Below are 26,166 nucleotides of genomic sequence, written 5' to 3'. Positions count from 1 at the left end.
AGGCCTGAGACACGCCAGCGGCCCGGTCGTCTGGTGCTATTGGCCTATGGCTTGGACGGTTTCCCTGGCACAGCTGTAGCAGCAGGTGCACGCAGTGCCCGTGCCTTGGCCAGTGCCGCGGCGATGGCGGCTTTCTTCGGGTCGACCACATGGGCAGAGCTGGTCGCCGTGTCCGCACTGCCTACCGTACTGCCAGGCGCATTGGCTGCGGCGCTGATGGATCCTGAACTTTCCTCCGGCGTGTCGGGTTGCGCGGTGGTGACGGGAGGCTCCGTGCGTGTGCGCACTGCAGTGGTCGCGCGTTTGGCGGCCAGACGCGCGCGGTGCACGGCATAGCGTGAGCGGGCATGGTCAGCCTGTGCGGTGGACCAGGCTTGCCATCCCGTGGCCTCCCCGCTGACCACATCCAGCTCGATGCAGTCCACCGGGCACACCGGCAGGCACAACTCGCAACCGGTGCAGTGGGCACTGATGATGGTGTGCATATGCTTGTTGGCCCCCAGGATGGCGTCGGTCGGGCAGGCCTTGATGCACAGCGTGCAGCCGATGCACCAGGCTTCGTCGATGCGGGCCACGGTCAGCGGCCCCTCCACCCCAAAGCTGCGGTTCAGGGGCTGGACGGCCTGGCCGGTGAGGGCGGCCAGGCGCTGCACCCCTTCCATGCCGCCAGGGGCGCATTGGTTGATGGGGGCGCCGTCGGTGGCGATGGCCTGGGCATAGCTGGCGCAGTCCGGGTAGCCGCAGCGGGTGCACTGCGTTTGCGGAAGCGCTTGGTCAATGAAAAAAGCCAGTCCTTGCAGGGCTGGCTGTGGAGGAGAGGGCTCGGCCATGGGCCGGTATTATCGGCGGCTGCGGCGCTTGCTGTGTACAGGCGTGGCGGTGACGTTCAGCGCCGCGGGGGTTTCAGGGGATTCGGCCTTGGTGCGGGCCGGACCGGCAGCCAGCGCGATCTTGGTAGTGGGTGTGCCGGCCTGGTGCTGCAGCACGAAATCGCGCAGTGCCGGGTAGACGGTTTCGCGCCAGCGGCGGCCGCTGAAGATGCCGTAGTGGCCGGCGCCAGGCACTTCCAGGTGCTTGCGCTGGTCTGCAGGGATTTGCGTGCACAGGTCATGTGCCGCACGGGTCTGGCCGGAGCCAGAGATGTCGTCCAGCTCGCCTTCCACCGTCAGCAGGGCGGTGCCGCGGATGTCCTGCGGGCGCACACGCTCGGTTTCCCCGGCAGGGTTGACTACATCCCAGGTGCCATTGACCAGCTTGAAGTCCTGGAACACGGTGGCAATGGTTTCCAAGTAGTAGTCCGCATCCATGTCGAGCACGGCGTTGTACTCGTCATAGAACTTGCGGTGGTGTTCCACACTGGCGTCGTCGCCCTTGATCAGGTCCTTGAAGTAGTCATAGTGGCTGGTGGCGTGGCGGTCGGGGTTCATCGCCACGAAACCGGCGTACTGCAGGAAGCCGGGATAGACGCGGCGGCCTGCGCCAGGGTAGTTGTCGGGCACGCGGTAGATCACATTGTTCTCGAACCACTCGAAGCTGCGCTGCGTGGCCAGGTTGTTCACCGACGTCGGTGAGCGGCGCGCATCGATGGGGCCGCCCATCATGGTCATGGTCAGCGGCGTGGTTTCACCGCGGCTGGCCATCAGCGACACGGCCGCCAGCACCGGTACGGTGGGCTGGCAGACACTGACCACATGGCAGTGCCCGTACTTGCCCTGCAGGTGGCGGATGAATTCCTGCACATAGTTGACGTAGTCGTCCAGGTGGAATTCCCCTTCGGACAACGGCACCAGACGGGCATTCTTCCAGTCGGTGATGAAGACCTTGTGGTCACCCAGCATGCTGTTGACGGTGTCGCGCAGCAGGGTGGCGTAGTGGCCCGAGAGGGGGGCCACGATCAGCACGGCGGGTTGCTCCAGCAGCGTATCCAGCGTGGTGGGGTCATCGGAGAAGCGTTTGAAGCGGCGCAGCTCGCAGAACGGCTTGTCTATTTCCACGTGTTCGCGGATGGTCACATCGACGCCGTTGACCTTGACGGAGCGGATGTCGAATTCCGGTTTCTCGTAGTCTTTGCCAAGGCGGTAGAACAGATCGAAGGCCGCCACCATGCGCTGCGAGTACGGCAGCTTGCTGTAAGGCAGCATGGGGTTGCTGTAAAGCTTGGCCGTTGCCTGGGCGAAGTCGGCAAACGGCTCGACAAGGGCCCGCTGGGTTTCGTAGAGCTGGTAGAGCATGGGGCAGTCGCTTTATGGATGTTGCACTGCAATATATCAGTACTTTCAAACGGCGTCAGGCCGTAATTACCCCGTTTCGCCGTCACTGTAGAGACAAAAGGCTTGCCAGAAAACTGCCTGGGGTCTAGAGCGACTTCCTTGTTAGGGCTTGGTGTTTGCGATAGCAAACACTTCGCGGGCGGGAAGCTGTTTGAGGCGGTGGTCGCTCCACACCTGGCGCCAACGGCGGGCGCCGGGCATGCCGTGGCGCAATCCCAACATGTGGCGGGCGATGGAATACCACCCCGTGCCGTGCTCGGCCGCTTCCTGCTCCATATAGCGCACCATGGCCTCTTCCACTTCCACGTGGGAGAGGGTGCTGGGCGCGGCGCCAAAGTACAGCTCGTCCCAGCGGCTGAGCCACCAGGGGTTGTGGTAGGCCTCGCGCCCCACCATCACCCCATCGACATGCTGCAGCTGCTCTTGCACGATGGCATCGGTGGCAATGCCTCCGTTGATGGCAATGGTGAGTTGCGGGAAGTCGCGCTTGAGCTGGGCCACCACGTCATAGCGCAGCGGCGGGATCTCTCGGTTCTCCTTGGGCGACAGGCCCTTGAGCCAGGCATTGCGCGCGTGGACGATGAAGACATTGCAGCCGCCTTCGGCCACGGTCCCGATGAAGTCGCGCACGAAGTCATAGCTCTCGTCCTTGTCGATGCCGATGCGGTGCTTGACGGTGACAGGCACATCCACGACATCCACCATGGCCTTGACGCAGTCTCGCACCAGTGTGGGCTCATGCATCAGACAGGCGCCAAAGGCCCCGCGCTGCACACGTTCGCTGGGGCAGCCACAGTTCAGGTTGATTTCGTCATAGCCCCATTGAGCACCCAGCCTGGCCGCCTGGGCCAGGTCGGCTGGTTCGCTGCCACCCAGCTGCAGGGCGAGTGGATGCTCCTGCTCATGAAAGCGCAGGTGGCGCGGTACATCGCCATGCAGCAGCGCGCCCGTGGTGACCATCTCGGTGTAGAGCAGGGCATTGCGGCTGAGCAGACGGTGCAGGTAGCGGCAATGCCGGTCTGTCCAGTCCAGCATGGGCGCAACGCTCATGCGCCATGGTGATGTAACCTGTTGATTTTTATCTGTATTGTTTGCGTTCATTGCGAGTTCTGGATGCCTTGTAGCACCGAGGTAGTACCCCGGAAACCACCCAAGTCCGGATTTCTGGCATGCAGTGCTGCAAAAACGATGTGCAGCACCGGGGCAGTGGGTGCCATCACTGCCTGAAAAATGGGGGCCGCGCAACTGCGTATGCAGCGCAGATCCGTTTCAAGGAGAAGGGCGTTATTGTGCACACCGGTAGGCAGATTTTCATGCGCAAGGCTTTGGCCCGGGAGTGGCCAAAGCGCAGGGGGCGAAGTTGTGGGGTGCCCGTGCAATATGAATGCTGCGCCAAGAGCACTGTGCGAAGGGACCACATCCGAGATATGCGAGGTCATCTCCGCAACCTTTTCACAGCAAGCTCCAGGCAGGATATCGCCGCCCCCGTATTCGCTAGCGAGGAGAAGCTGGGTAAGCCTTTGCCATGCTCGAAAAAGAAACCCCGCACGGGTGGCGGGGATGGAGAGGTGGAGGAGGCGGTCTCAGTGTGCGGACTGGCCCATGCGTGGCGGGGCAGTGGGCAGCCGGGCCAGCTTCTGAGAGCAGTCACCACACACATGGCATGCATGAAAAAGGCGGGCACCAGAAGCCGGTTTCTTTTGGCTGCATTGGATGCAGTCGATGGTGTGGGCTAGGTCTTGAAGCCGCATGGGGGGCTGGCCTTTCTTGGGACTGCGCATGGATCTCCTTTGGCTTGTGCGGCGGCAATGGCGCGTTGAATGCCGCAGTGGCGGGGTTGCTTGTTGCCACGGTGGCGCGGGCTTGTTACATGGCTGTGACTGGAGGGTATGGGTTGGTATTAGCAGTGCAGCAAAAACGATGCCCGCGCGGCGTGGGCCGGGCGGGCTGGTGAATAAACGCAGAGGTAGCGCGGGCTCCCGCTCTAGCGCTTGAGATATGGTTTGCGATCTCGGCGGCTATCTTGCGGCGGTCCTGCCACCACATCGCACGCTGTCATTCAGCTTCGGGGGGGCAGGCAATGCCTGTGATGACGCGGTGAAGCCGGTCAGCCTTTGTGAGCCCTGCGCTTGCGAAATGCTGCAGTGATCATCAGAACAATGCCCAGTGCCAAAAGGGTAGGGCCCAGCGTCCAGTGCCCGCCCTATTGCATTGCGTCCAGCCATCGGCATAGGCCGTACGGTGGCTGGCATTGGGCTTTGCCATGAGGGATGGCAACAAGGGCTGACTCAGCAGGGACTCGCACCTCCCGGGCGCAGGGGGGAACGCTCCAGCACAAGCGCGGGCCGAAGCGGAGAGGCTGACGACTTCCCCGCAGCCCAAAGCACCCATGTGCGGCCGTGGGCACATATTGATCAAGGAGCGGGAGCGCTGTTCTTCCTGTGCAGGGCGAAACCGTGCCATTGCCGTCCAGCTTTTTGCGTCCGGGTCTTTGTGGAAGCAGCTGTGGCCCGGTGAAAGCCTGGCCTGTGGACGCTCGGAAGATGTTGCTGGATTGTGTCCTTTATGTATCAATTTTGATAGCTGAAAATGCAGTCTGAATAAGCTTTTCGGTTCATATAATGAATTGTTTTGTGACGGAGTGAGGAAGAGAGATGCGCGTGCGATGGTTCCATGTGGGGGTGCTGTCTGCCTGTCTGGCGGCAGTCTTGGGGGCACAGGCCCAGCCCAGCGAGACGGTCAGCGCCGCAGAAGCCGGACAGCCCGTGGCCCAGTTTGAGCTGGGTTCCATCTACTTCAATGGCAAAGGCGCAGAGCGCAACCCCAAGGAGGCATTGCGCTGGTTCCGTCTGGCGGCCGAGCAAAACCATGCCCAAGCCCAGTACATGCTGGGCCTGGTGAAACTGCTGGGTGTGGGAGGGGTGGAGAAAAACCTGAAGGAGGGCATGGCCTGGATTCAGAAATCCGCTGCCAACGACAATGTGGATGCACAGAACATGCTGGCCAGCCTGTATCTGCAGGCCAAGGATGTGCCGCGCGATCCCGCTGCTGGAGTGGCCTGGCTGGAGCGCGCAGCACAGCAAGGATCGTTGACGGCGCAGAAAAACCTGGGTTTTGTGTACCGCAAGGGGGAACTGATCCCGCAGGACCTGAAGAAGTCTTTCCAGTGGAACATGGCCGCAGCCCAGCAATCCGACATGCTGGCCCAGTTTGTGGTGGGAGAGATGTACTACCTGGGCGAAGGCGTGGAACAAAACCATGCCGAAGCCGCGAAGTGGCTGACACCGCTGGCCGACAAAGGGGCGCAGAACGCCAAGCTGATTCTGGGCAAGATCTACTTTGAAGGGCAGGGCGTGCCCCCGGATTACAAGCGCGCCGTGCTGTTGCTGCACGATGTAGCCATCCGCGGATCGGGCCAGGCCTTCTTTGAACTGGGCCGCCTGTTTGAGCAAGGAGAAGGCGAGTACCGCAACGAAAAAGAAGCGGTGGCCTATTACACCCAGGCGGTCAAGTACAAGAACACCGCGGCCGCGAAACGGCTGGCCGAAATTTCTGCCGAATCACCCAGCTCCGGAGAGATGGTCCAGTCCATGGAATACGTGGAGAACCTGAACTCCGCTGTACGGGGCAACAAGCTGGCGCAGTACAACATTGGTGTCTTCCAGTATCTGGGCAAGGGCTTTGAACAGCCCAATTACGCCGAGGCGGTGAAATGGTTCACTTTGGCAGCCAACCAGGGATATGCCAAGGCCCAGTACAACCTGGGCACCATGCACGAAAACGGTGAAGGCGTGACCAAGAGTCTGGCCCAGGCCCTGAAGTGGTACCGCCTGGCCGCTGAGCAGGAAGATGCCCCGGCCCAATATGCCCTGGGAACCATGTACCGCGACGGCGTGGGGGTCAAGAAGAATGCCAAGCAGGCGCGGCGCTGGCTGCAGCGCGCCGCAGACCAGGGCTATGGCCCAGCCAAAAGCGCTTTGGCACGCCGTTGAGTGCTTAGACGCTAGTTGCTCAGTCAAGGCCAGCTCGGCTCCGAGTCGATTCGGCTCCCGGCGTGGAAATGACCGGGCAAATGAAGAGGGGCTCAGGGTCAGGTTATTGCAAGAGTCCCTGCCAACCGTACGGCGCATACAGGGCTTTTGCATGCGCACGTGCCCATCAGGCCCGCAATGCGAAGAAGTGAAGGCAGTCGGCAACCGGATTAAGCCGCACAAGCTTGCATCTTCCATGGCTTGCGCTGAGGCTTGCATGCTGCGAGCTCTTCATCCTTGGGTTCTTTCTGTCTTGAATACAGCTTACATGAAATATATCAAGGCACTCGAAACTTACCGAACCTCATTCCAAGTCCACAAACTGCTGCAGGTGGCCTAGAGCATGGGGGGTCTTCAAGCCGGCACGTTGCAGCACCTCCGCCTGGGGCAGGCCGGATTGCAGCCACTGCACGATGACGGTGTTGCGGATCACCTGGGGCCCCATGCGAGGAGGCCGCTCCTGAGAAGAGCGGACGCTGGCGGCCTTCAAGGTCTTGCTGACCAGATGCAGCACGGTGTGGGTGGAAAGCGCAGGCGCCTTGCGCGTACAAAACAGGGCGGGTTGCTGTGCCATCGGTGCATAGCCTGCCCGGTAGCCCAGCCAGACCCGCAAGGCCTCGTCCAGCTGTGGTGGAACCTCGAGCGTGCGGGATTGCATGGCGCGCAGCCCGGTGATGCGCAGACCGTGAATGCGGGCGGAAGACGCCTTGGCATGGTTGGCAGGCTGAGCCAACGTAGCGCCCGCTTTGGCAGAGGCATCCCCCCACAGCACATCTTCCAGCACCAGGGCGCGCACCTCTTCGGAGGAAAGCCCCAAATGCACCAGCACCAGCAACACCGCACGGTCACGGGCGGAAATCAGATCGGTGGCGGCAGGAATCTGGCGCAGCAAAGCATGCCATGTCCGCGGGCTCAGGATCGCACCCTGCGGATCTTCGCTGGGAGGTTGGTCCAATTCGGACACTGCATCCAAGGGATTGTGTGCGATCCATCCATGCAGCAGCGCATGGTCGTAAATGCGTTCCAGAACACGCCAGTAGCGGCGGCGGGTGATGTTGCTGGGCAGATCCAGTTGTTTTTGGCTGCGCGTGGACTGGTTCAGAAACTGCAGTACCTGCACAGCCTGGGCCTGCTGCCAGGGTTGGAGCGCCTGGCCTTCAGCTGGCCGTGCGGCATCAGCTGATGCTGCCAGCAGTTTGAGCCACGCGCCCCAGATAAAGCGGTAGGGGGTGGCCGCCGCTTCGCTCAGCGGTGCCCAGGGGTCGGCGCTGCAGGCTGACAGCCAGTGCTGAAACAGCGCATCGCCAGTCGGCGCGTCAAAGGCTGGAAGGAGCTTGCGGGGCTGCATTCGTCTATTTTAGGAGCGCGTAATTCAAAGTATGCATAAGCTGGAGCCAGATTCCACGGAAATTTCTGAAAGCAGGTGCCACCTTGGGCCGCTCCGCTTACCCAGAGATGGGTATGCCATCGCCTGCACGCCCTTGCGGGCGTTCAGCGCCGTGTTGCCCACCAGTGTTGCAGCAGCATGCCGGCCAGCATGGCGGCCACAAACAGCCAGACTTCGGATTGCAGCGTGGCCAGACTCATCACGGCGGGCCCGGGGCAAAAACCTGCTAACCCCCAGCCGGTGCCAAACAGGGCCGCGCCGGTCAGCAGGCGACGGTCCACGGCCGAGGCTGTGGGCAGCTGCATGGGCTCGCCCAGCAGGCTGGTCTTGCGGTGCCTGGCCCAGGTGAATGCAACCAGGCCCACGGCGATGGCGCCACCCATGACCAGGGCCAGCGATGGATCCCAGGTGCCGAAAAAGTCCAGAAAATTCTGAACCTTGGCTGGATTGCCCATGCCTGACAGGATCAGCCCCAGGCCAAACACCAGACCTGCGCCCAGGGCCACCAGAGAACGGGTGATGTTTCGCATGGCAGCTTGGGATTGCTGTGATGACATGGCAGTCTTTCAGGCAATGTGGAGTACATGGCGCAGCACAAACACCGTCAGTGCACCGGTGGCCATGAAGGTCAGCGTGGCGGCGAGTGAACGTTGTGACAGGCGGGACAGCCCGCACACGCCGTGGCCGCTGGTGCAGCCCGACCCCAGGCGCGTGCCAAAACCCACCAACAGGCCGGCCAGCACGATCAGCAACGGGTTGCGTGGCAGTTCCATGGCGGGCAGGGGGGCAAACCACTGCCACACCAGCGGTGAGCCGATCAGGCCCAGCACAAAAGCCAGGCGCCAGCCCCAGGCGCTGGTTTGCCGCCAGGTACTGGGTTGCAGCAAGCCGCCTACAATGCCGCTGATACCGGCAATACGGCCCAGCAACACCACCATCAACGCGGCGGCCACGCCAATCAGCACGCCTCCGGCCAGCGAGGATCCGGGCGTGAATGCGTTCCACAGAATCGTCATGCCTGCTCTCCAGGGGCGCAGAAAAGTTGGTGAATGGCCTGCATCAGCTGCAGAGCCCGGTTGTCGGCCAGTTGATACCAGATGAATTTGCCTTCGCGCCGCGTGCTGACCAGACCTTCGCGGCGGAGCACTCCCAGCTGCTGGGACAGTGTGGGCTGGCTGATGCCGGTCAACTGCTCCAGCTCGCCCACAGTGCGCTCCTGCTGTGACAACTGGCACAGCAGCATCAGGCGGTCTACGTTGCCCAGCACCTTGAGCATTGCCACTGCTTCATCGGCATGGGCGCGCAAAGCGTCCTGATCCAGCGTGGCAGTGACAGACAGCTCAGATGCAGCAGGAGGGGGCGAGGCTTCGTTCAAGGACATGGTCGGCAGCAGGGCAACATGCGGTGGATCAATACTATATAAAAAAGTAAATTGTCATGGAGCACCAGGCGATAGCCGCCTTCGTTACCTGCAGGGCAACGCCGCGTGTCCGGAGGCGGTGTCCATGGGAGTCCGCCGCCGGATTGCCTCCGCGCCAGCCCCAGACAATGATCAGGACTGGCGCGCTGCGCCTGCATGAACGCATGGCCGGGATGAACCTCCAACCCCTGGGCATTGACCACGGACTGCCTCTGTGTTCGCAGGGAACGCGGTCCATCGCTTCCATCGGTTCACGGCCTTTTGAAGCGGGTTGCAATGGAGGCAATCAGTCATACAACATCGTGCATGCCGGTACTTTGCGCGAGGGCCGTGTCTATGGGTTACATCGCGCCCGGGCTCATCGCTTGCAACTGCTGATGCCCAGCAGCGGATACGCCGGGCAGAAGCGAAAGATTCCGGTCAGCAAGGGCAGTATGCCCAGCCAGCCCCACCATCCCACTGTGCCAGTGGCAGCCAGGGCAATCAGTACCAGGCCGATGGCGATGCGCAGAATGCGGTCCAGGCCGCCTACATTGAACTTCATGGTCTTTTCCTTTCAAGGATGGCTACAAAAAATGGGTGGACGCAGGGCAGGGCCTTGACAGCACGGAGGTCCCAGCGGCATCGCTAAACAATATGTTTTTGTATATTATATAAAAACATAAATTAATCAAGCGATCGCTGACCTCGTTGCTGCAGCCCACTACCATGCCGGCATGCAGTGCGCGCAGAGCACCGCTCCCCCAGCCAACCTCAGAGCTGTCATGACCACTGAACGCATGCATATCCAAGGCTTCTATGACGCTGTCACAGGAACCATCAGCTATGTGCTGGCCGATCCCCAGGCCCGCCAGGCCGCGGTGATTGATGCCGTGCTGGACCTGGACCCCAAGTCTGGCCAGCTCTCCACCACTTCAGCCGATCGCATTGCCGCTTACCTGCATGTCCAAGGTTGGCAGTTGCAGTGGATTCTGGAAACCCACGCCCATGCTGACCACCTCTCTGCTGCGCAGTACCTGCGCCACCAACTGGGAGGCCAGGTGGCCATGGGCGAACGCATACGCGATGTGCAACGGGTATTCCGCAGCGTGTTCCACTTCGAGCCAGGCTTTGTGCCCGATGGCCGCCAGTTCGACCGCTTGTTTGCGGCCGGCGAGGTCTTTCAAGTGGGGCAACTGCCTGTGACGGCGCTGTGGGTGCCGGGCCATACGCCAGCGGACATGGCCTACCAGGTACAAGGCCGCCAGGGCGAAGCCTCTGCTGCCTTTGTAGGGGACACACTGTTCATGCCGGATGTGGGCACAGCCCGGGCCGATTTCCCTGGCGGCGATGCAGCCCAGCTGTACCGTTCCATTCACCAGTTGCTGGCTTTGCCGGGCGATACGCGCTTGTTCATGTGCCATGACTACCCCCCGGCAGGCCGCGGACCGGCCTGGGAGTGCACGGTGGACGATCAGCGCCGCAGCAACATCCATGTGCACGACGGTGTATGCGAGGCCGACTTTGTGCAGATGCGCCAGGCACGGGACGCCACGCTGGCTATGCCCACGCTGATCCTGCCCTCCGTGCAGGTGAACGTGCGCGCCGGCAAGCTGCCGCCTGCACAGGATGATGGGTGCACCTACATCCAGCTGCCCGTCAATGCGCTGGGTGCCGGGGCAGGCCAGCCGTTGCCTCCAGGCCTGGGGCAGGGCCCCGGTGCAGACAAATGAGGTGCTGCCCACGCACACACAGGTGAACGGCTGCGCACCTGCGATCGGTCAGCGTTCTTTCCACTGTCTGAGTCTTCGCCATCACCGGCCAAGTTTGCATGCCTGCAGGCGGCTTCATCCACCAGAAGCACTTTGGAAGACTCCGTCAGCGCCACACACAAAGAGTTCGTTCCTCTGCCATTCGCGTTACGCAGTGCTGCCCGGGCTGCATGCGCTTTCAGGTCAAAAGACTGGAGCTAGAACCAATGCTGGCGGTTGCCATCTACAGGGGGCGCCCCTGAGCGGAGACATGCCGCCAAGGCCGGGAATGCCAGGGAGAGGATGCCCGGCCGCTAACCGCCTGGACATAGTCTGGCAGCAGAAAGAGAACAGTCCCAGCACGCCATGCGCTCTGGGGCTGTTCTTTGGCTGGTCCACGTGCTCAGTGCTTGGCCTTGCGTGTATCCGGCAGCAATGCAGTAGCCAGGCCCAGCAGCGGCAGGAACGACACCAGACCATAGACCCAGACAATGCCATGCGTGTCGGCCAGCTCGCCCAGGCCAGCGGCGCCGATGCCGCTGATACCAAACATCAGCCCGAACATCAGGCCAGAGACCATGCCCACGCGGCCGGGCACCGCTTCCTGCGCATAGACCACCAGTGCGGCAAAGGCGGATGACATCACCAGGCCGATCAGAATGGCCAGCACCGCAGTCCACACCAGTCCCACATGGGGCAGGGCCAGCGCAAACGGTGCCACACCCAGGAACGAAATCCAGATCACTGCCTTGCGGCCGATGCGGTCGCCCACCGGGCCGCCAGCAAAGGTGCCAGCAGCCACGGCCGCCAGAAAGACAAACAGATAGAGCTGGCTGTGCTGCACGCTCAGTCCAAAGCGCTCCATCAGATAGAAGGTGAAATAGTTGGTGAAGGCGGCGATGTAGACGAACTTGGCAAACATCAGCAGGCAGATCACCACCATGGCGCGCACCACGGCGGCGCGGCCCAGGCCTTGCTGGACACCTTGCCTGGCCAGGCCTTTGGCAGTGGCGGTGCCGTGCTGCAGCACCCAGCGGGTGAGGCGGTACAGCACATAGATGGCTGCCAGTGCCACCAGCATGAACCAGGCCACTGCACCCTGACCGTAGGGGATGACAATGGCCGCGGTCAGCAGCGGACCTATGGCCGAGCCGGTGTTGCCCCCCACCTGGAAAGTGGACTGTGCCGTGCCAAAGCGCCCCCCAGAGGCCAGCCGTGCAATGCGCGAGGCCTCGGGGTGAAACGTGGCCGATCCCACTCCCACCACGGCGGCGGCTGTCAGCAGCATCGCGTAGCTGCCCGCGGTGGCCAGCAAGGCAATGCCGATCAATGTCATCACCATGCCGCAGGGCAGCAAATAGGGCTGGGGGTGCTTGTCCGTGTACAGGCCGATCCAGGGCTGCAGCAACGAGGCGGTGACTTGGTAGACTAGGGCGATCAGACCGATCTGTCCAAAGCTCAGCGCAAAACTGGTTTTCAGCAGCGGAAAGATGGCCGGCAGCATGGCCTGAATCAGGTCGTTGAGCAAATGGGCCAGCGCGGCGCCGCCTACGATGGGCAGCAGAAAGCCCTGCGGGCGCGCGAGTGCGGCAGGGGCTGGGTTTGCCTGGGGCGATTCAGCAAGGGTGGAGGAAGGGGGAGTCATGGCGCAAACAGCTTGGGAAATGTGGGGTCCAGGATGGCCTGGCCCCCACGGCCCGGGGTTCCAAAAACCGTGTCTGCCAGCATGGCAACCCACGGAACCGCCAGCGTAGTGCGCTACAGCGTGGCTGTCGCACGCTTATCTGCCAATTTCTGTAGAGTTTCTGCCATGAGCGCAGATCCATCGCACCACTACCTCGCCTATGACCAGCGGCCCCAGCCGGTGGTGGCCATGGAAAGCCGCTGGCGCCACGGCATGTCCACAGGCTGGCACAGCCATCCCCGGGGGCAACTGCTGTACGCCACGGAAGGCGTGATGGTCATCCACACCGATGCCGGCTCCTGGGTCATTCCGCCCAACCGGGCGCTGTGGATGCTCACAGGCCTGCGCCACTGCGTCAACATGTCCGGTGATGTGGTCATGCGCACGGCCTACATCAATGTGGATCAGGTATCCGCCATGCCTGCGCAAAGCTGTGCCATCAATGTGTCGCCGCTGCTGCGGGAGCTGCTGGTGGAAGCGGTTCGCATCGCTCCTGGTGCTGTGCCATCGCCACGCCATGCCCGTGTGCTGGAGTTGCTGATCGACGAGATACAGGTCTCGCCCACCTTGCCCCTGCATCTGCCACTGCCGCAGGACACACGGCTGCACCGCATCTGCACTGCATTGATGGCGCAACCGGCCGATGCTGCCAGTGCCGCGCAATGGGCCGCCAGCATCCAGGTGGCAGAGCGCACCTTGCACCGTCTTTTTGCACAGGAAACCGGCATGACCTTTGCCCAATGGCGTGAACAGGCCCGGCTGTTGCACGCACTGCGTCGTATCGCTTGCGGAGACAAAGTGATCGATATCGCGCTGGACTGCGGCTACGCCAGCCCCAGTGCATTCACCGCCATGTTCCGCCGGCACTTTGGGGTGACGCCTTCTGGTTTCTACCGCTAAGCGCTTGCCCGGCTCAACGCAACCCTGGCTTTAGGGAGACGGCCTGGCCGCAATTCTGATGGAGGAACGCTCATGGCGATCCCATCTGTGTCGTTGTACCTATCTCCATGGCGGATGGATAGGCCGCAATCAGCAGCAGGCTTCTGTGCACCAGGTGAATCAGCCATCCACCGGCTGCAACGGTGTTTCCAGCAGCAGCTGGTAGAACACCAGATCCAGCCAGCCGCCAAATTTGAAAGCCACCTGCGGCAGGCTGCCCACCAAGGCAAAGCCCAGTTTTTCATGCAGCGCACGGCTACCGGTGTTGGCGGCGTCGATAGCGCCAACCAGTGCGTGCACATTACCGCGCGTGCGGGCCTCGGCGATCAGCGCGTGCATCAGTTGCAGGCCCAGGCCACGCCCGCGCTGGGTGTGGTGTACGTAGACCGAATGTTCCATGGTGTATTTGTAGGCCGGTTGTGGGCGAAACGGCCCGTAGCTGGCGAAGCCCAGCAGGGTTCCTGCAGCGTCTTCCAGACCCAGCACGGGCAGGTTGCCGGTGGCCTTGCTGGCAAACCAGGCAGCCATTTGCTCTGGAGGGCGCGGGTGGTAGTCATACAGCGCAGTGGAAGTGGCGATGGCGTGGTTGAAAATGTCCAGAATCGCGCCAGCGTGGCGTTCGGGGGTGCAGGGCACCAGGTGCAGATCGTTCATCGCAAGGTCCTGGCAGCGGGGGCTGCCGTGAAAGAAGGGGATGCCACCGTCAACGCCAGCACATAGCGGGCAGGGCGGTCGCCGGGGTTGGCAAAGACGATGGGCTGGTTGACCACCATGGCCAGGCAGTCGCCGGCCGCCAGTGCCCAGGTCTGGTGGCCCACAGTCAATGTCATGCGGCCTTCCAGCAGCCACAGCTGCTGCTGGGGCGCGAGGTGCGCAGGCAGGTGGGTGGCGTTGTCAAAGGTCACGCTCTGGCCAGCAGGGAAGGTCACTTCCACCAGTTCCAGCGGCGCCCCCAGGCCGGGCGGCGTGAGGTGGCGGCGTTGGTAGCCGCTGCCAGGGTCGGTCCAGCAAGCCTGGTCGGCATGGCGGGCCAGCGGTGAGGGCGTGGTGTCGGCGGGCACGGCATCAAACAGCGCAGCCAGCGGCACATCCAGTGCAGAGGCCAGCTTGCTCAGCACTGCTGCCGTGGGGCTGGTTTCGCCGCGCTCGATCAGCGAGATCATGGAGCGGCTCACGCCGCTGCGCTGTGCCAACAGATCCAGTGTGGCGCCCCTTGCCTTGCGCAAGCCACGCACACGGGCAGCGAGAAGGATGTCGATGTCCATGTATCCATTATGCAAGAAATAAATTCCAGCATCATGGAATTTGACGTTCGTAGATTGCCTGCGCGTCCCGCGGCTGCAGAGAGCTTGGCGGGCAGGCAACTGTTGACCGCGCCAGCGTGAAAAGTTGCGCAGGCCTGGCTCGCAGGCATCGCTGTGCTGTCGCTCCTTTAGCGTGTGGCAGTGGTGGTGCCCGCGCCTTGCAAGGTTGCGACCGTGCTGGCGCGACTGTCTCGCTCAGCTTCTTGGAGCCCCAATCTCCAGGGCTGAGTATGGCAAAACCTCTGCCTGGCGCATTTCTCAATTTCCAGCCGCATCTGTCACCAGCAAGACAAAGCCGTCGCACAACAGATAATGCGCCGCACCAGCCTAGTGCTACGATTTATCGTGAATATGCACAGACATATTCATTCAAGAATAATCGGATTGGAGACAAATCACCATGCTATTGCGCTATCCCCTGAATGCCGTATCTCTGGCCTTGCTTTCAAGCTTCTGTACAGCTGCCATGGCCGACGGCCTGCCCAATGTGCACAGCAAGGAACGTATTGGTACCGTACAGCAGGTGTACGACGGTGCACTGCTGCCGGATGTGCAGGCCAACACCTTCCGCAATATCGACCGTTTGTTTTCGACCCGCACCATCCACAAGGGGAAGACGGTTTATCCGCTGCCGAAATCCGATGTGCAGCTGAAGAATTTCAGCTTTGCATCCAATGGCAAGAACTACGACTTGTACGATTATGTTTCGATCAACCGGGTCAGCGGCTTGCTGGTGATCAAGAACGGCAAGATCGCATTCGAAGACTATGAGCTGGGCAACAGCGATCAAACCCGCTGGATGTCCATGTCGGTGGTTAAGTCCATCACCGCAACGTTGGTGGGTATTGCCATTCAAGACGGGTTCATCAAAAGCATCGACGATCCGGTGACCCGGTACCTGCCCGAACTCAAGGGCAGTGCCTACGACGGTGTGTCGGTGCGCAATTTGCTGCAAATGGCTTCCGGCGTGCAGTGGAACGAGACCTATACCGACCCGGCTTCCGACCGCCGCAAGATGCTGGAAGTGCAGAACGCCCAGACGCCCGGGGCCGTGCTCAAGCTGATGGCCCAGCTGCCCCGCGCAGCGCCCCCCGGTACGCGCTGGAACTACAGCACCGGCGAAACCCATGTGGCCGGCGCCCTGGTGCGCGCAGCGGTGGGCAAGCCTGTGGCACAGTATCTGTCCGAGCGCGTGTGGGCCAAGTTTGGCATGGAGTCCGACGCCACCTGGTGGCTGGAATCTCCCAATGGCCTGGAAGTGGGGGGCAGCGGCCTGTCGGCCACGTTGCGCGACTATGGGCGTTTTGGCCTGTTCCTGATGGGGGGTGGTAAAGTGGGCAGTGAGCAGTTGTTGCCTGCCGGCTGGGTGGCCGATGCAGGCAGCCCCAAGATGGTGGACGGCAAACCGGTGGACTACGGCTACATGCTGTGGCCCATTCCCAAGTCCCAGGGCACGCCCAACGAAGGTGCCTTTGAAGCACGCGGCATTTTTGGCCAGCATGTCTACATGAACCCGCGCGAAAACACGGTGATCGTGGTGTGGGGGGCCTTGCCCAAGCCCACGGGCAAGAACACCATCAATGACAACGATTTCTTTGCTGCAGCGGTGCAGGCCGTGCGCTAAGGCATGGGCTAACAATGAAAAACGCCCGAAAGGGCGCTTTCCTGTTTTGAATATAATTATTTTTGGTTCTTGTAATTTTAAAAATTAATCTTCTGAGAATATATGCAAAATTAACTTGCATGACATATGTGAATAAAAGTATTATATATTTATTTAAATTGATTATTCCACTAAGATTACTTTATATTGATTAATGCCATCGAGGATAGTGAATTCTGATTCACAGTGCCGTTGTCTATTGTTAATTCATGGCTGAATGCAAGCTGGTATCAAGAATATAAATGCAGCATCTGGGTGTGCTCATGCACTGAATAATCCGATACCTGTTGCATTGAAAATGCAACCACCAACGCCTTAAGCGCGCGTGCCAGGGCCACCTGTGGATTCATGGCCTGGCCCGATGGCTGGTGCACTGGCCGACAGCAAGCATCTGTGTACGAAGAATCAACAGCCGCCCACACCGTCAAAGGCTTGCTATTCACCCTCTGGTCTTACACTCTGATCGTTTAGAGCGGCTAGCGTGACCTTTGATGCGTCGTTGCTTCGCCTTGCCGTACGACTGTGCTGTCTGCGGCTTCGCGCCTCGTCTCCACCGCAAACCTTGGTTTGCTGAGTCGTGTTAGCCGCTCTTGCTACGCTGGGCGACTGTGCCGCGATGGGCCGACACAGCTTTTCCGATCCCTATGTGAGCAAAGTGCTGTCCGGCGGGCCGAGGCGCTTTGCGGCGGCAGTTCTGTACAGGCCCTACTTGGTACCCCTTCACTTTTCCATGGTTGCAACCATTCTTGTCGGCATGCTGTGTGCACACCTGCTGTGCTTTGCAGCGATGTTCCTGCTCATCAGCAAGCGCCTGCATGGCAAGAAGATGGGGCTGGACTTTTTTGCCGTGGGCAATCTGCTGTTGGGGCTGGCCTATGTGCTGCAACTGGTGGAAGGCGGGCCGGCCTGGAGTGTGATGAGCGTGGTCAACCACACGCTGACACTGGCCTCACCGGTGGCCTTTTGGCTGGGGGCCATGCGTTTTTTTGGGCGGCCCGTACCGTTGCTGCGGCCGCTGCTGGTGTTTGCGGCCGTCTACAGCACGGCACAGGTGCTGGTGCAGTGGAGCCTGGGGCCGGTGGCGCGCTACGCCATGCTGTCGGGCGTTTCGGCACTGATGTTCCTGCTGATGGCCGGCACCGTGGTCTATGGGGTGCGCACCTTTGCCAAGGACCTGTACGGCGAGATGGTGTTTTTTGCCGCCCTGATCTTCGGCATCTGCGTGCTTAATGCCGTCAAATTCGTCAAATTGCTGAGTGGTGGGCTGGCAGCGCTGCAGATGGATGCCGATTTTCAGCTGGTGTTCTATATCTACATGTCTTTTCTCGCGACGGTGCTGCCGCCATCCATCATCTGGCTGGTGCTGCGTAGGCTGACCGACGAGCTGCGCAATCTGGCAGCGCGTGACCCTATGACGCAACTGCTCAACCGCCGCGGGTTGAACGATGCGCTGCAGCTGTATTTCAACTCCCGCAAGGCCGTGCCGGCGCATGCGCTCATGGTGGACGTGGACCACTTCAAGCGCATCAATGACCGCTACGGCCACCAGGCGGGTGACACGGTGCTGTGCCATGTGGCGCAGGTGTTGCGCCACACGGTGCGCCGTGGCGATCTGACCGGACGCATCGGGGGCGAGGAATTCGTCGCCATCTGCCTGGACAGCGATGTGGATGGCGTGATGCAACTGGCAGAGCGCCTGCGGGCCGCCATCGAAAACCAGGCCGTTGCCATGGCGGGAGGAGGGCAGATGCTGCACTGCACGGTCACCGTGGGGGTGTCGCACCACTTCATGGGCGCGCAAGGTCTGGAAGCGGCCATGCAGGAGGCCGATGCCGCCTTGTACCGCGGCAAGGCTGCCGGGCGCAACCGGGTGGAGCTGGCCGCCTGCGCCCAGAATGGCTTGCCCGTCCAGCGCACAGACGGCCCATCCGACACGACCAAGACGGTGATGTAGCCTGCGCGTTGCACGTCCTAAGGAGCGGACGGCGCAGGCCTTATCGGGTCGCAGACTGCGGCAGGGCGGGCGAGGCAGCGGAAGGCACGTCGGTGTCAGGCCCCGTTGGCTTCAGCAAAGGCTGCAGATGCTGGGCCAATGTCGCGGTAGAGAGCTCGCCCACGCGCAACGCGCTCTGGCGGCCTTGGGCATCGACAAACACGGTGGTGGGCAGCGCACTGCTGCGCAGCAAGCGGCCCAGTTCCTGGCGTTCATCCAGCAACACCTGGGCCGGAGGCAACCGGTGCTGGGCCGCGTACTGCAGCACGGTTTCCGGGGCCTCTCCCTGGTTGACCCAGAGAAAGCGAACGTCCGGGTGCTCACGCTGGGCTTGCAGCAGGGCTGGCATCTCGCGGCGGCACGGCGGGCACCAGGTGGCCCAGAGGTTGATGACCAGCGGCTGGCCTTGCTGCTGGGCCAGTTGATCCAGTTGCACGGTGCGTGCGTCCAGCGCCACGGCGGAGAAGGTGGGCAGTGGCGCCTGACCGGGCGCCATGGCGTGGCGCAGCCCTTGCGCACCCAGCCACAGCGCCAGAGCAGTAGCGATGCCCACCATGGCGGCGGGGGCCAGCGCATGGCGCTTCAGCCACAGGGCTGCCCCATACAGCAGTACGGCGATCATGCCCACGCTGGCGGTCCAGCCTCCGTCACGGATGTCGAATGCCGCCCAGGCGGGCTGGGCGTAGTGGGGGGCAAACTCCAGCACAAAGGCGGCGCGCGCCGCCAGCAGTCCGCAGACCAGCAACAGCCAGCCATGCCAGCCCCATACCTGCTGGCTGCGCGCGGCCCGGCGCTGGGCCAGGGCATCGCCCAGCCACCAGGCGGCAAACAGTTGCAAGGGGGCAAGGGGCAGGGCCAGAGGGCCGATGCGCAAGACTTCTTCCATCACATATCCGGGTCAAGAGGGAGGGGTGGGCGAGGAGCCCAGCCGCACAGCCTACCGTGGCACCTAAAGCAGGGTGCTGCGGCATGGATAGCAGCACACCCGCAGCCAGCCGGCAAAGGGCGCAGAGCTTCAGCGGCGGAACGGAACGAGGCGGCACCTCGCGGTGGCCGCGCCGAAGCGCATTGCAGGCCAGCGGGCCATAAAAAATCCCCCGGCCCAAGGCGACCGGGGGGAAGCACAAGCGTCAGCCTGGACGCTGCCCACCATGGGTGGCGCAACAGGCTGGCGGCCAGATTGGGCCCTGCTTGCGTTATAGGGGGATTAAGTACCGATCGCACAAGCCTCACTGCGCCGTTGTCCAGCCTGGTCTGGGACCCAACTGAAGCTGGGCTGAGCGCGTGCCAGCAGCTCCAAAGCATGGGGTGCAGCCTGCGCTCCGGGCGTGTCTGCTGGCCCGATTCGGGCAGCCCCGCGCCAACCACCTGTGCCGAGGCGAGCGATGAGGGGCGAGTACCTGCCAGCCCTCGCCAATACAGGCTGGCCGTTCAGGTGCCCTTGCCCAGCAACTTTCCGTTGACTTCCACGCCGTACAAGGAGTTGGGGCTGTTGTGAAAGACCTCGCGCGTACGGGCGATATCCCCATTGAAGCGGGGATCCTGTGGGCGCTCGAAGCTGTTGATGAAGGTGGCCACCTCCCAGGCTTCCTGGTCGCTCAGGTCGTTGTGCAGACCATATGGCATGTTGGATTTGATGAAGCTGGCTGCCTTGTCGATCTCGTGCATGCCGGCTCCCCAGTTGTAGGAGTCCTTTCCCCAGAGGGCCGGGAATACCGTCACGCCGTCTTTCTTCTGGCCTTGGCCGCTGTCGCCGTGGCACAGCGCACACTTGGCCGCATAGACCTTCTGGCCCGCTTCAAAGGTGGGCGCCACCTCGGCTTGGGACAATTTCTGGAAGCCGGCACCGGGCAATTTTTCGCCAAGGGGGGCTTTTTGCGCCATCCAGTAGGCATAGGCTTCCACCGCCACCAATATGTCGTGCCCATCGTCGGGCGCCTTGCCGTTCATGGAATACATGAAGCAGCCGCGCACGCGTTCGGCAAAGGTGTCGACATGGTCCGTCTTTTTGCGATAGGCCGGGTACAGCGGGTAAGCCCCCCACATAGGCGCCGCATTTTTCAGGCGACCGGCGTCCAGATGGCAGTTCACGCAGTTGAGCGAATTGCCGGAAAAGCCTTTGGCATTCTCGGGCGTGCGCAGGAAGATGGCTTCACCGCGCTGGATCCACTCTCCCATCTTGCTGTCCGGAATCGCGCGCGCATCGGGCACGCTGTATGCCGCCGGTTGCAATCCGGCCTGCGCGGTCTGGGCCTGCTTGGCGGCCTGGGCGGCTTTCTCGGCCGCAGCGCGTTGCGCCTTGGGGGTGTCGGGGAGGCTGTAGGCAATGCCGCCGATGGCGGCCACCAGCGGGATGGCGCAAAAAGCCACTGCCAAAGCAGCGCCCAGCGTACCGCCGGCGTGTTGCCGGTCTGCCGTGGTGTGCACAAAAGAGTCCGTGGTCATATCCGGGGTCTGCCTTTCAGTGGGAAGCGGCAGCGCTGCCGTGCTGTTGTTGGTAATAGGCCGCAACGTCCTGGATATCCTGAGGGCTGAGCTTCCGGGCAATGGAGCCCATCAGGCCCAGCGGGCCGGCCTGGCGGCTTTTGTTCTTCCAGGCATCCATCTGGGTTTGCATATAGGCCGCGCTCAGATGGCCGATGGCGGGGAAATCCACACCCACGCCAGTGCCGCCCGGTCCATGGCATTTGGCGCAGGCCGGAATGCCGTCTTCCCAACGGCCGCGCTCGACCAGCCAGGCGCCATTGCCGTCCTTGGCCTTGGGCAGGGGGCCCACTTTGCTCTGGATGGGGAGTTTCAGACTGGCGTAATAGGCCGCGACGTCGGCTTTTTCCGCGTCGGTCAGCGCACGGGCATTGGGCTCCATGGTGGGTGCCTTGCGCTGGCCGGCCGCAAAGTCGTGCAACTGGCGTTCCAGATAGCCTGCAGACTGACCGGCCAGGGGCGGGAAGGAGGCCGTGCCTTCACCGTTGCTTCCGTGGCAGGACGCACAGGCGGCAGCTCCCTGGGAGCCACCGTTGGCAGCAATCTTGGCGCCGGCGTTGACATCGGCAGCCCATGCGGGAAAGTGGCAGGCTGCGAGCAGGGCGAGGCAGGCCAGCCCGTGGGGAGGGGCCTTGGGGACAGGCATAGGGATGACGGAATGGAGAGAGGGGAGAAAAGCAGGGGCCAGCCGCGTGGCGGGAGCCCCAGGCGTGTGCATGCCCCGCAGGCGCACAAGCACCCGACAGGTATTGACCCGTTGAAGGTTAGGGGCAAGGGATTAAGTGCGGATTAAGCGCTGTGCACTCGGTCCGAATGTGCCGCTCACCTCGCCGGGCCGGACGCAATGCATGGTCCTGGCTGTGCACATCAGCGTGCAGCTGGCCGGGCGGATGGTCCCCATGCTTTCATGATGCATGGTCCGGCCGGTGCCGGGTGCCATCGTCCCGCGCATCACCGGCCGGGGCTGTATAGGCCTGCGCGCCATGGCGGCAGGCAGGAAATGGCACTATTTGGCGGCCGGCACACTGGCCGCGCGCCCGGGTACGGGCACCGTGGCCACCAACACGCTGGCCAGTGCAATGCCCAGGGCCAGCAACTGCAGCGGTTGCAGCGATTCACCCAGCAGCAGCACACCGGTGAGCGCGGCACTCACCGGCAGCAGCACGGTGAAAATACCGCTTTGCGAGGCGGGCACGGTGCGCAGTCCCGTCATCCACAGCCACACGGTCCACATGCTGGCAGCCAGCGCGTACAGCAGCAACAGCCACCACATGCCGCTGGCCACGGCAGCAAAGTCAAACTGAAGCGCCATATAGATGCCCGTGGGCGTGGACAGTGCCAGACCCCACAGATTGATGATGGCCGTGATGCGTTTGGGTGGTAGTGCCGCTGTGAGTTTTTTGCCGATGACGGCATATGAGGCCTCGCACAGCACCGCGGCAACCAGCAGCAGGTGCCCGATCAGGCTGCGGGTGCCTTCCGTGGACAGGCTGTTGCCATCCGCGTCCGCACCATGCGCACCCTGGTGGCCGGGGGCAAGTGCCAGCAAGGCAATGCCGGCCACCGCCAGCGCAATCGCCCACCAGGTGCGGGCGTTGGCTTTTTCTTTCAGAAAGATCCAGCTGAATACGGCCACTGCGGCAGGGATGGCCGCCATGATGACGCCGGCCGACACGGCACTGGTCAGGCTGACGCCAGTGATCATGCACAGCGTGAACAGAAAATTGCCGAAAAAAGACTCCAGGAACAGCAGCCCGCGCGTCTGGCGGGTCATCGGTACTTCCACCCCCGTCTTGCGCAGCCACGGCGCCATGGCTACGGCGGCAATCCCGAAACGCAGCCAGGCCAGCAAGAACACCGGGATGGCCGCCACCAGCGGTTTGGTCAGCGCCACATAGCAGCCCACCATGGTCATGCTCAGGCCCAGACAGAAATAGGCCACAGGTTTGGAAGGCGGATGGGACATGGTGCAGCGGGGCGAAGGCAAGGGAGAGAGACCGTAAGAGGGCGCCAGAAGGCGGTGCCCGGCGAAAAGCGGATCCCTGATGCAGGGAACAAGCCGGACTGCTGCCACTTGGCGCAAGCAAAACGCCTGCCATCATGCCGCAAGCGGTCAGGGCCGTGGGTCACCTGCGTGCGTGTGCGCCTTGCGTGGGGGGCTTGGTGTCTGGTTCAGCGCATGCGATCGTCCGACTGCGCCGTCGGCAGCCGTTGCAGCCCGTGCTGGAACCAGCCAATGCGTTCGGTATGGCGCACATCCAGGGCCGGCACGTAGGGCTTGATGTCCAGCACCGGCGTGCCATCCAGCATGTCGTTGCCGGTGAAATGCAGGCAGCCTTGCTGCACGCGTTCCAGGCGCACGATGGACAGTCCCAGGCGGTTCGGACGCGCCGGCGCCCGTGTGGCAAAGACGCCGTGGCTGTGGTCATCCATGAAAGGTACGACCTCCAGTTTTTCGACCGCCTGGTGCAGATGGGTGATGAGCATCAGGAACTCAAAGCCTTCGATGTCGCGCAGGCCGGGCTGGTAGTGCGCCAGCAGCTCCAGTTGCCCGGGGACGTCGGCCGCCGCCACGGTCTGGATGGGCATGCCTTGGGGGCTGTGAAAGGGGCTGCGCACAAAGCCGATGGGCTGCAGAGTGATGGGGCAGGAAAGCGTGTCAGGAGCGGTCATCGATGGCAGAGGTGGTTTGCGCACCGTGCGGTGTACGGACCGGCGATGCAGTGGTGGCGCGCTTTGGTCGAGTGAAATGCAGCGGATTATTCCGCTATTCTTATTTTGAATAGCGAAGGGTATTATCGCGCTCTATCAAAGGAATAGGGGACATAGCAGGACATGTGTCATACGGCCTGCCGAGCCCCTTTGGAACGCCCAGAACCAGCGCTGCAGCATGTGCGCGCGCATTTTTTTGCATGACCGATATCCACCGCAAGCCACGCAAACCTGGAAGCGGCCGCAAGGCCATCTACGATGCGCCCATGGGCCGCGTCAATCTGCCGATGACCGCAGTGCAACGGGCCAAGCTGATGCGCCTGGGCGGTGCCGCCTGGGTGCGCCAGCAGATCGATGTATCACCCGAGCCGCCGCGCCAGGAAGCTGCAGGCTGAACGCACGCCATGCGTTCGGATTGACGCCCCGCCATGGCGTGGTATGCCGGATGCTTGGGGCTTGTGCCACCAGAGGAGATGCAGAGTGAGAGCGGCTGCATCGCAGCCTGCCCGACCCAGGCGGCCTCGGGTGCGCATGGTCCCCAGCGACGCAGGTGCGCGGAGCTCTCGCTCTAGCTTTTCAGAAAGTCCAGCAGTACCTGGTTGAATTCCTTGGCGTGTGAGAGGTTGCAGCCATGCGGCCCGCCCTGGATCACATGCAGCTTGCTGCCTGGGATGGCCTGGTGCGTGCGTGCACCGCTGGCTTCCAGCGGTACGATCTGGTCGCTGTCTCCATGCAGCACCAGTGTGGGAATGCGGAACTGGGCCAGATCATCCCGAAAATCGGTGCGCGAGAAGGCGCCAATGCAGTCGTGCGTGGCCTTGGGCGACGCCATGGCAGCAATCAACTTGGCGTATTGGCGCTGGGCTTCGCTGACCAGCAACCCATCGCCCTTGGAGGTGAAGAATTTCTGCGTGAATTCATCCAGAAACGCCAGACGGTCGGCGCGCACGGTGCGTTCGCGGTCGGCAATGTCCTTGTCGGTGCGCAGACCGTCGGGATTGTCGGCCTTCTTGAACAGGCAGGGCGGTACGGCCGCCGCAAACACGGCCTTCGACACCTGTGCTGTGCCATAGGTGGCCACGTAGCGGGCCACTTCGCCGCCGCCCATGGAAAAGCCCACCAGCGTGGCGCCCTTGAGCTCCAGTGCCGTGATCAGCGTGTGCAGGTCCTGGGCCAGCGTGTCGTAGTCATAGCCTTCCCAGGGCTGGCCCGAAGCGCCGAAGCCGCGCCGGTCATAGCTGATGACGCGGTAGCCGGCCTCGACCAGCGGCATCACCTGGGCTTCCCAGCTGCGGCTGCTCAGTGGCCAGCCGTGGATCAGCACCACAGGCGGGCCATCACCGACATCCTGGTAGTACAGGTGCAAGCCGGGCTGGTTGGAAGCGGTCAGAGGCAGATACGGCATGGCGAACTCCTTGCGGGCGGAAAGGAACGCACAGCGTTGCAAACCACGGGCCGATCGTCTGTAGGCCATTCCTGACAGTGCGCTGCAACAAGGCTGTGCGCTCGACCATTGGATGTATCTCCCAGGTTGCGGCCCTGGTCAGTGTGCGTTGCGCTGTGCGATATTTTTTTGCGCCCCTCCTTAGGGGAGCTGCCGCGCCTGCGCATGGTTGTGCAGCACGCTGCCTGGACAAGGGAGGCGGCGTGCTGCGTGGTGCAGTGCCAAACACCAGCGCTCAGTAGCCGCCTTCCTGTACATACGAGCGGTTGGCCCGTTCCCAGGCCGCGCGAATGGGGTGCTCGGCATCCGACCATTTCAGCCGGCTGTGGGCATGCTCGGCATCCCAGCGGCGCTCCCATTCCTGGCGGGTATAGCTCCATTCCTCATGACCCTGGCCGCTCTTGCGGCTGTGGCAGCCGGCGCGGTAGGCCGGAGCGTAGTCGTCGTAGGTGTAGGCGTCCGAGTAGTACGGCTCATGCTGGTAGGCATCGCGCCAGTAGGTCTCCTCGGCATCGGGCACCAGGGCCTGGGCCACGGTGTTGCCCGCCAGCCCGCCCACGACGGCCCCCACCACGGAGGCCACTGCCGCCGCCCGCGGGCCGCCAGCCAGACCCACTGCGGCGCCCAGGGCCGCACCGCCTGCCACGCCCAGTCCCGTTCCGACGGGGTGATCGCGGCTGGGCTCATCGGTGACCAGATCCACGGGGCGGCGGTGCGGAGTATGGAGATATGTCATGACAGCCTCCTTGCCGGACTCTGCACGCACGCTGTGTGGCAGTGTCCTGGCTCCATGCTACGCCTGTGGCGCCGCCATGGCACAGCACCCTTGTTCGGTGAAGTTGCTTGTGTGGTCCCTCCCGGGGCATGGGCCTGTATCGGCGTATCTTTGCTCGTCGGACTACAGCTTGTGCGCTGCGGCGCAAGAGGGAAGAGCGCCGGCCTGCATGCCGGGCACAGGCATAAAAAAGCCCGCCAAAGGCGGGCTGTGGAGATGGCATGCAGCCTGTGCTGTCAGGTGCAGGGCCTCTCTCAGGCGTGCTTCAGGCGGAACACGCTGACCATCTGCGACAGATCACCGGTCTGCTGCTGCATGGACTGTGCGGCT

At 62.6% G+C, this 26,166-nt stretch carries 24 protein-coding genes; 6 read left to right on the top strand and 18 right to left on the bottom strand.

Annotated features, from left to right (window positions below; all coding sequences use genetic code 11):
- Window positions 1-44: 44 nt before the first annotated feature.
- From QM470_RS08420 to dusA, 3 genes are all read right to left on the bottom strand, one after another.
- Complete coding sequence (locus QM470_RS08420) at window positions 45-830, bottom strand: RnfABCDGE type electron transport complex subunit B (RefSeq protein WP_283338904.1); 786 nt, start codon at window positions 828-830, stop codon at window positions 45-47.
- Window positions 831-839: 9 nt separating this feature from the next.
- Window positions 840-2,231, bottom strand: coding sequence for a polyhydroxyalkanoate depolymerase (locus QM470_RS08415; RefSeq protein ID WP_283338903.1), 1,392 nt, complete (start codon window positions 2,229-2,231; stop codon window positions 840-842).
- Window positions 2,232-2,372: 141 nt separating this feature from the next.
- Window positions 2,373-3,371 carry a tRNA dihydrouridine(20/20a) synthase DusA gene (gene dusA, locus QM470_RS08410; RefSeq protein ID WP_283338902.1) on the bottom strand — a complete coding sequence of 333 codons (999 nt, stop codon included), beginning with the start codon at window positions 3,369-3,371 and terminating at the stop codon, window positions 2,373-2,375.
- Between the two features lie 1,559 nt (window positions 3,372-4,930).
- Between dusA and QM470_RS08405 the strand changes: the two genes are divergently transcribed.
- Window positions 4,931-6,262, top strand: a complete 1,332-nt coding sequence (locus tag QM470_RS08405) for a tetratricopeptide repeat protein (protein WP_283338901.1) — start codon at window positions 4,931-4,933, stop codon at window positions 6,260-6,262.
- 343 nt (window positions 6,263-6,605) lie between these two features.
- Here the strand turns inward: QM470_RS08405 and QM470_RS08400 are convergent, their stop codons facing one another.
- The 5 genes from QM470_RS08400 to QM470_RS08380 all read right to left on the bottom strand — a co-directional run bounded on the left by QM470_RS08400 (window position 6,606) and on the right by QM470_RS08380 (window position 9,652).
- Window positions 6,606-7,649, bottom strand: a complete 1,044-nt coding sequence (locus QM470_RS08400; RefSeq protein WP_283338900.1) for a site-specific integrase — start codon at window positions 7,647-7,649, stop codon at window positions 6,606-6,608.
- Window positions 7,650-7,792: 143 nt separating this feature from the next.
- Window positions 7,793-8,218 (bottom strand): DUF6691 family protein, encoded by a 426-nt coding sequence (locus tag QM470_RS08395; RefSeq protein WP_502846820.1) that lies wholly within the window; start codon window positions 8,216-8,218, stop codon window positions 7,793-7,795.
- 36 nt (window positions 8,219-8,254) lie between these two features.
- A complete protein-coding gene (locus QM470_RS08390) occupies window positions 8,255-8,704 on the bottom strand; it encodes a YeeE/YedE family protein (protein ID WP_283338899.1) in 450 nt (149 codons plus the stop codon).
- On the bottom strand, window positions 8,701-9,069 hold the full coding sequence (locus QM470_RS08385; protein WP_283338898.1) for an ArsR/SmtB family transcription factor: 369 nt from the start codon (window positions 9,067-9,069) through the stop codon (window positions 8,701-8,703). The genes QM470_RS08390 and QM470_RS08385 overlap by 4 nt, the downstream gene beginning before the upstream one ends.
- A 397-nt stretch (window positions 9,070-9,466) precedes the next feature.
- On the bottom strand, window positions 9,467-9,652 hold the full coding sequence (locus tag QM470_RS08380) for a YgaP family membrane protein (RefSeq protein WP_066534252.1): 186 nt from the start codon (window positions 9,650-9,652) through the stop codon (window positions 9,467-9,469).
- A 220-nt stretch (window positions 9,653-9,872) separates the two neighbouring features.
- On the opposite strand from QM470_RS08380, the gene QM470_RS08375 reads away from it, so the two are divergent.
- Complete coding sequence (locus tag QM470_RS08375) at window positions 9,873-10,820, top strand: MBL fold metallo-hydrolase (protein ID WP_283338897.1); 948 nt, start codon at window positions 9,873-9,875, stop codon at window positions 10,818-10,820.
- A gap of 421 nt (window positions 10,821-11,241) precedes the next feature.
- On the opposite strand, the gene QM470_RS08370 is transcribed toward QM470_RS08375, so the two are convergent.
- Window positions 11,242-12,483, bottom strand: coding sequence for an MFS transporter (locus QM470_RS08370; RefSeq protein WP_283338896.1), 1,242 nt, complete (start codon window positions 12,481-12,483; stop codon window positions 11,242-11,244).
- Between the two features lie 165 nt (window positions 12,484-12,648).
- Here QM470_RS08370 and QM470_RS08365 point away from each other — a divergent pair, with 165 nt between their 5' ends.
- On the top strand, window positions 12,649-13,422 hold the full coding sequence (locus QM470_RS08365) for an AraC family transcriptional regulator (protein WP_283338895.1): 774 nt from the start codon (window positions 12,649-12,651) through the stop codon (window positions 13,420-13,422).
- Between the two features lie 159 nt (window positions 13,423-13,581).
- On the opposite strand, the gene QM470_RS08360 is transcribed toward QM470_RS08365, so the two are convergent.
- Together QM470_RS08360 and QM470_RS08355 are read right to left on the bottom strand one after the other, a co-directional pair.
- Window positions 13,582-14,115, bottom strand: coding sequence for a GNAT family N-acetyltransferase (locus tag QM470_RS08360; protein WP_283338894.1), 534 nt, complete (start codon window positions 14,113-14,115; stop codon window positions 13,582-13,584).
- Entirely contained in the window at window positions 14,112-14,726 is a 615-nt protein-coding gene (locus QM470_RS08355) for a helix-turn-helix domain-containing protein (RefSeq protein ID WP_283338893.1), read from the bottom strand. Before QM470_RS08355 ends, QM470_RS08360 begins: the two co-directional genes overlap by 4 nt.
- 505 nt (window positions 14,727-15,231) lie before the next feature.
- Between QM470_RS08355 and QM470_RS08350 the strand changes: the two genes are divergently transcribed.
- Window positions 15,232-16,389 (top strand): serine hydrolase domain-containing protein, encoded by a 1,158-nt coding sequence (locus QM470_RS08350; protein WP_283338892.1) that lies wholly within the window; start codon window positions 15,232-15,234, stop codon window positions 16,387-16,389.
- A gap of 769 nt (window positions 16,390-17,158) precedes the next feature.
- Window positions 17,159-18,382, top strand: a complete 1,224-nt coding sequence (locus QM470_RS08345; protein ID WP_283338891.1) for a GGDEF domain-containing protein — start codon at window positions 17,159-17,161, stop codon at window positions 18,380-18,382.
- A gap of 40 nt (window positions 18,383-18,422) precedes the next feature.
- Here QM470_RS08345 and QM470_RS08340 read toward each other — a convergent pair whose 3' ends face one another.
- The 5 genes from QM470_RS08340 to tsaA all read right to left on the bottom strand — a co-directional run bounded on the left by QM470_RS08340 (window position 18,423) and on the right by tsaA (window position 23,578).
- The gene (locus QM470_RS08340; RefSeq protein WP_283338890.1) at window positions 18,423-19,307 is read right to left on the bottom strand and encodes a TlpA disulfide reductase family protein; all 885 of its coding nucleotides are present in this window, start codon (window positions 19,305-19,307) and stop codon (window positions 18,423-18,425) included.
- A gap of 545 nt (window positions 19,308-19,852) precedes the next feature.
- On the bottom strand, window positions 19,853-20,866 hold the full coding sequence (locus QM470_RS08335) for a c-type cytochrome (protein WP_283338889.1): 1,014 nt from the start codon (window positions 20,864-20,866) through the stop codon (window positions 19,853-19,855).
- A gap of 16 nt (window positions 20,867-20,882) precedes the next feature.
- On the bottom strand, window positions 20,883-21,551 hold the full coding sequence (locus tag QM470_RS08330; RefSeq protein WP_283338888.1) for a c-type cytochrome: 669 nt from the start codon (window positions 21,549-21,551) through the stop codon (window positions 20,883-20,885).
- Between the two features lie 360 nt (window positions 21,552-21,911).
- A complete protein-coding gene (locus QM470_RS08325; RefSeq protein ID WP_283338887.1) occupies window positions 21,912-22,871 on the bottom strand; it encodes a DMT family transporter in 960 nt (319 codons plus the stop codon).
- A gap of 206 nt (window positions 22,872-23,077) precedes the next feature.
- A complete protein-coding gene (gene tsaA, locus QM470_RS08320) occupies window positions 23,078-23,578 on the bottom strand; it encodes a tRNA (N6-threonylcarbamoyladenosine(37)-N6)-methyltransferase TrmO (protein WP_283338885.1) in 501 nt (166 codons plus the stop codon).
- Between the two features lie 239 nt (window positions 23,579-23,817).
- On the opposite strand from tsaA, the gene QM470_RS08315 reads away from it, so the two are divergent.
- Entirely contained in the window at window positions 23,818-24,012 is a 195-nt protein-coding gene (locus tag QM470_RS08315; protein ID WP_066534228.1) for a hypothetical protein, read from the top strand.
- A gap of 173 nt (window positions 24,013-24,185) precedes the next feature.
- Here QM470_RS08315 and QM470_RS08310 read toward each other — a convergent pair whose 3' ends face one another.
- Window positions 24,186-25,022 carry an alpha/beta fold hydrolase gene (locus tag QM470_RS08310; protein WP_283338884.1) on the bottom strand — a complete coding sequence of 279 codons (837 nt, stop codon included), beginning with the start codon at window positions 25,020-25,022 and terminating at the stop codon, window positions 24,186-24,188.
- A gap of 274 nt (window positions 25,023-25,296) precedes the next feature.
- Entirely contained in the window at window positions 25,297-25,797 is a 501-nt protein-coding gene (locus QM470_RS08305; RefSeq protein WP_283338883.1) for a hypothetical protein, read from the bottom strand.
- Window positions 25,798-26,166: the final 369 nt, after the last annotated feature.

This window comes from Comamonas sp. 17RB (assembly GCF_030056555.1).
GTDB classification, from domain to species: Bacteria; Pseudomonadota; Gammaproteobacteria; order Burkholderiales; family Burkholderiaceae_C; genus Comamonas; species Comamonas terrigena.
Note: the sequence above shows the minus strand (reverse complement) of the source record. Positions and strands in the feature narration are given on the sequence as shown.

Coding starts and splice junctions, on each gene's coding strand:
- QM470_RS08420 (WP_283338904.1), bottom strand. CDS start 830: ATGGCCGAGCCCTCTCCTCCACAGCCAGCCCTGCAAGGACTGGCTTTT.
- QM470_RS08415 (WP_283338903.1), bottom strand. CDS start 2,231: ATGCTCTACCAGCTCTACGAAACCCAGCGGGCCCTTGTCGAGCCGTTT.
- dusA (WP_283338902.1), bottom strand. CDS start 3,371: ATGAACGCAAACAATACAGATAAAAATCAACAGGTTACATCACCATGG.
- QM470_RS08400 (WP_283338900.1), bottom strand. CDS start 7,649: ATGCAGCCCCGCAAGCTCCTTCCAGCCTTTGACGCGCCGACTGGCGAT.
- QM470_RS08395 (WP_502846820.1), bottom strand. CDS start 8,218: ATGCGAAACATCACCCGTTCTCTGGTGGCCCTGGGCGCAGGTCTGGTG.
- QM470_RS08390 (WP_283338899.1), bottom strand. CDS start 8,704: ATGACGATTCTGTGGAACGCATTCACGCCCGGATCCTCGCTGGCCGGA.
- QM470_RS08385 (WP_283338898.1), bottom strand. CDS start 9,069: ATGTCCTTGAACGAAGCCTCGCCCCCTCCTGCTGCATCTGAGCTGTCT.
- QM470_RS08380 (WP_066534252.1), bottom strand. CDS start 9,652: ATGAAGTTCAATGTAGGCGGCCTGGACCGCATTCTGCGCATCGCCATC.
- QM470_RS08375 (WP_283338897.1), top strand. CDS start 9,873: ATGACCACTGAACGCATGCATATCCAAGGCTTCTATGACGCTGTCACA.
- QM470_RS08370 (WP_283338896.1), bottom strand. CDS start 12,483: ATGACTCCCCCTTCCTCCACCCTTGCTGAATCGCCCCAGGCAAACCCA.
- QM470_RS08365 (WP_283338895.1), top strand. CDS start 12,649: ATGAGCGCAGATCCATCGCACCACTACCTCGCCTATGACCAGCGGCCC.
- QM470_RS08360 (WP_283338894.1), bottom strand. CDS start 14,115: ATGAACGATCTGCACCTGGTGCCCTGCACCCCCGAACGCCACGCTGGC.
- QM470_RS08355 (WP_283338893.1), bottom strand. CDS start 14,726: ATGGACATCGACATCCTTCTCGCTGCCCGTGTGCGTGGCTTGCGCAAG.
- QM470_RS08350 (WP_283338892.1), top strand. CDS start 15,232: ATGGCCGACGGCCTGCCCAATGTGCACAGCAAGGAACGTATTGGTACC.
- QM470_RS08345 (WP_283338891.1), top strand. CDS start 17,159: ATGGTTGCAACCATTCTTGTCGGCATGCTGTGTGCACACCTGCTGTGC.
- QM470_RS08340 (WP_283338890.1), bottom strand. CDS start 19,307: ATGGAAGAAGTCTTGCGCATCGGCCCTCTGGCCCTGCCCCTTGCCCCC.
- QM470_RS08335 (WP_283338889.1), bottom strand. CDS start 20,866: ATGACCACGGACTCTTTTGTGCACACCACGGCAGACCGGCAACACGCC.
- QM470_RS08330 (WP_283338888.1), bottom strand. CDS start 21,551: ATGCCTGTCCCCAAGGCCCCTCCCCACGGGCTGGCCTGCCTCGCCCTG.
- QM470_RS08325 (WP_283338887.1), bottom strand. CDS start 22,871: ATGTCCCATCCGCCTTCCAAACCTGTGGCCTATTTCTGTCTGGGCCTG.
- tsaA (WP_283338885.1), bottom strand. CDS start 23,578: ATGACCGCTCCTGACACGCTTTCCTGCCCCATCACTCTGCAGCCCATC.
- QM470_RS08315 (WP_066534228.1), top strand. CDS start 23,818: ATGACCGATATCCACCGCAAGCCACGCAAACCTGGAAGCGGCCGCAAG.
- QM470_RS08310 (WP_283338884.1), bottom strand. CDS start 25,022: ATGCCGTATCTGCCTCTGACCGCTTCCAACCAGCCCGGCTTGCACCTG.
- QM470_RS08305 (WP_283338883.1), bottom strand. CDS start 25,797: ATGACATATCTCCATACTCCGCACCGCCGCCCCGTGGATCTGGTCACC.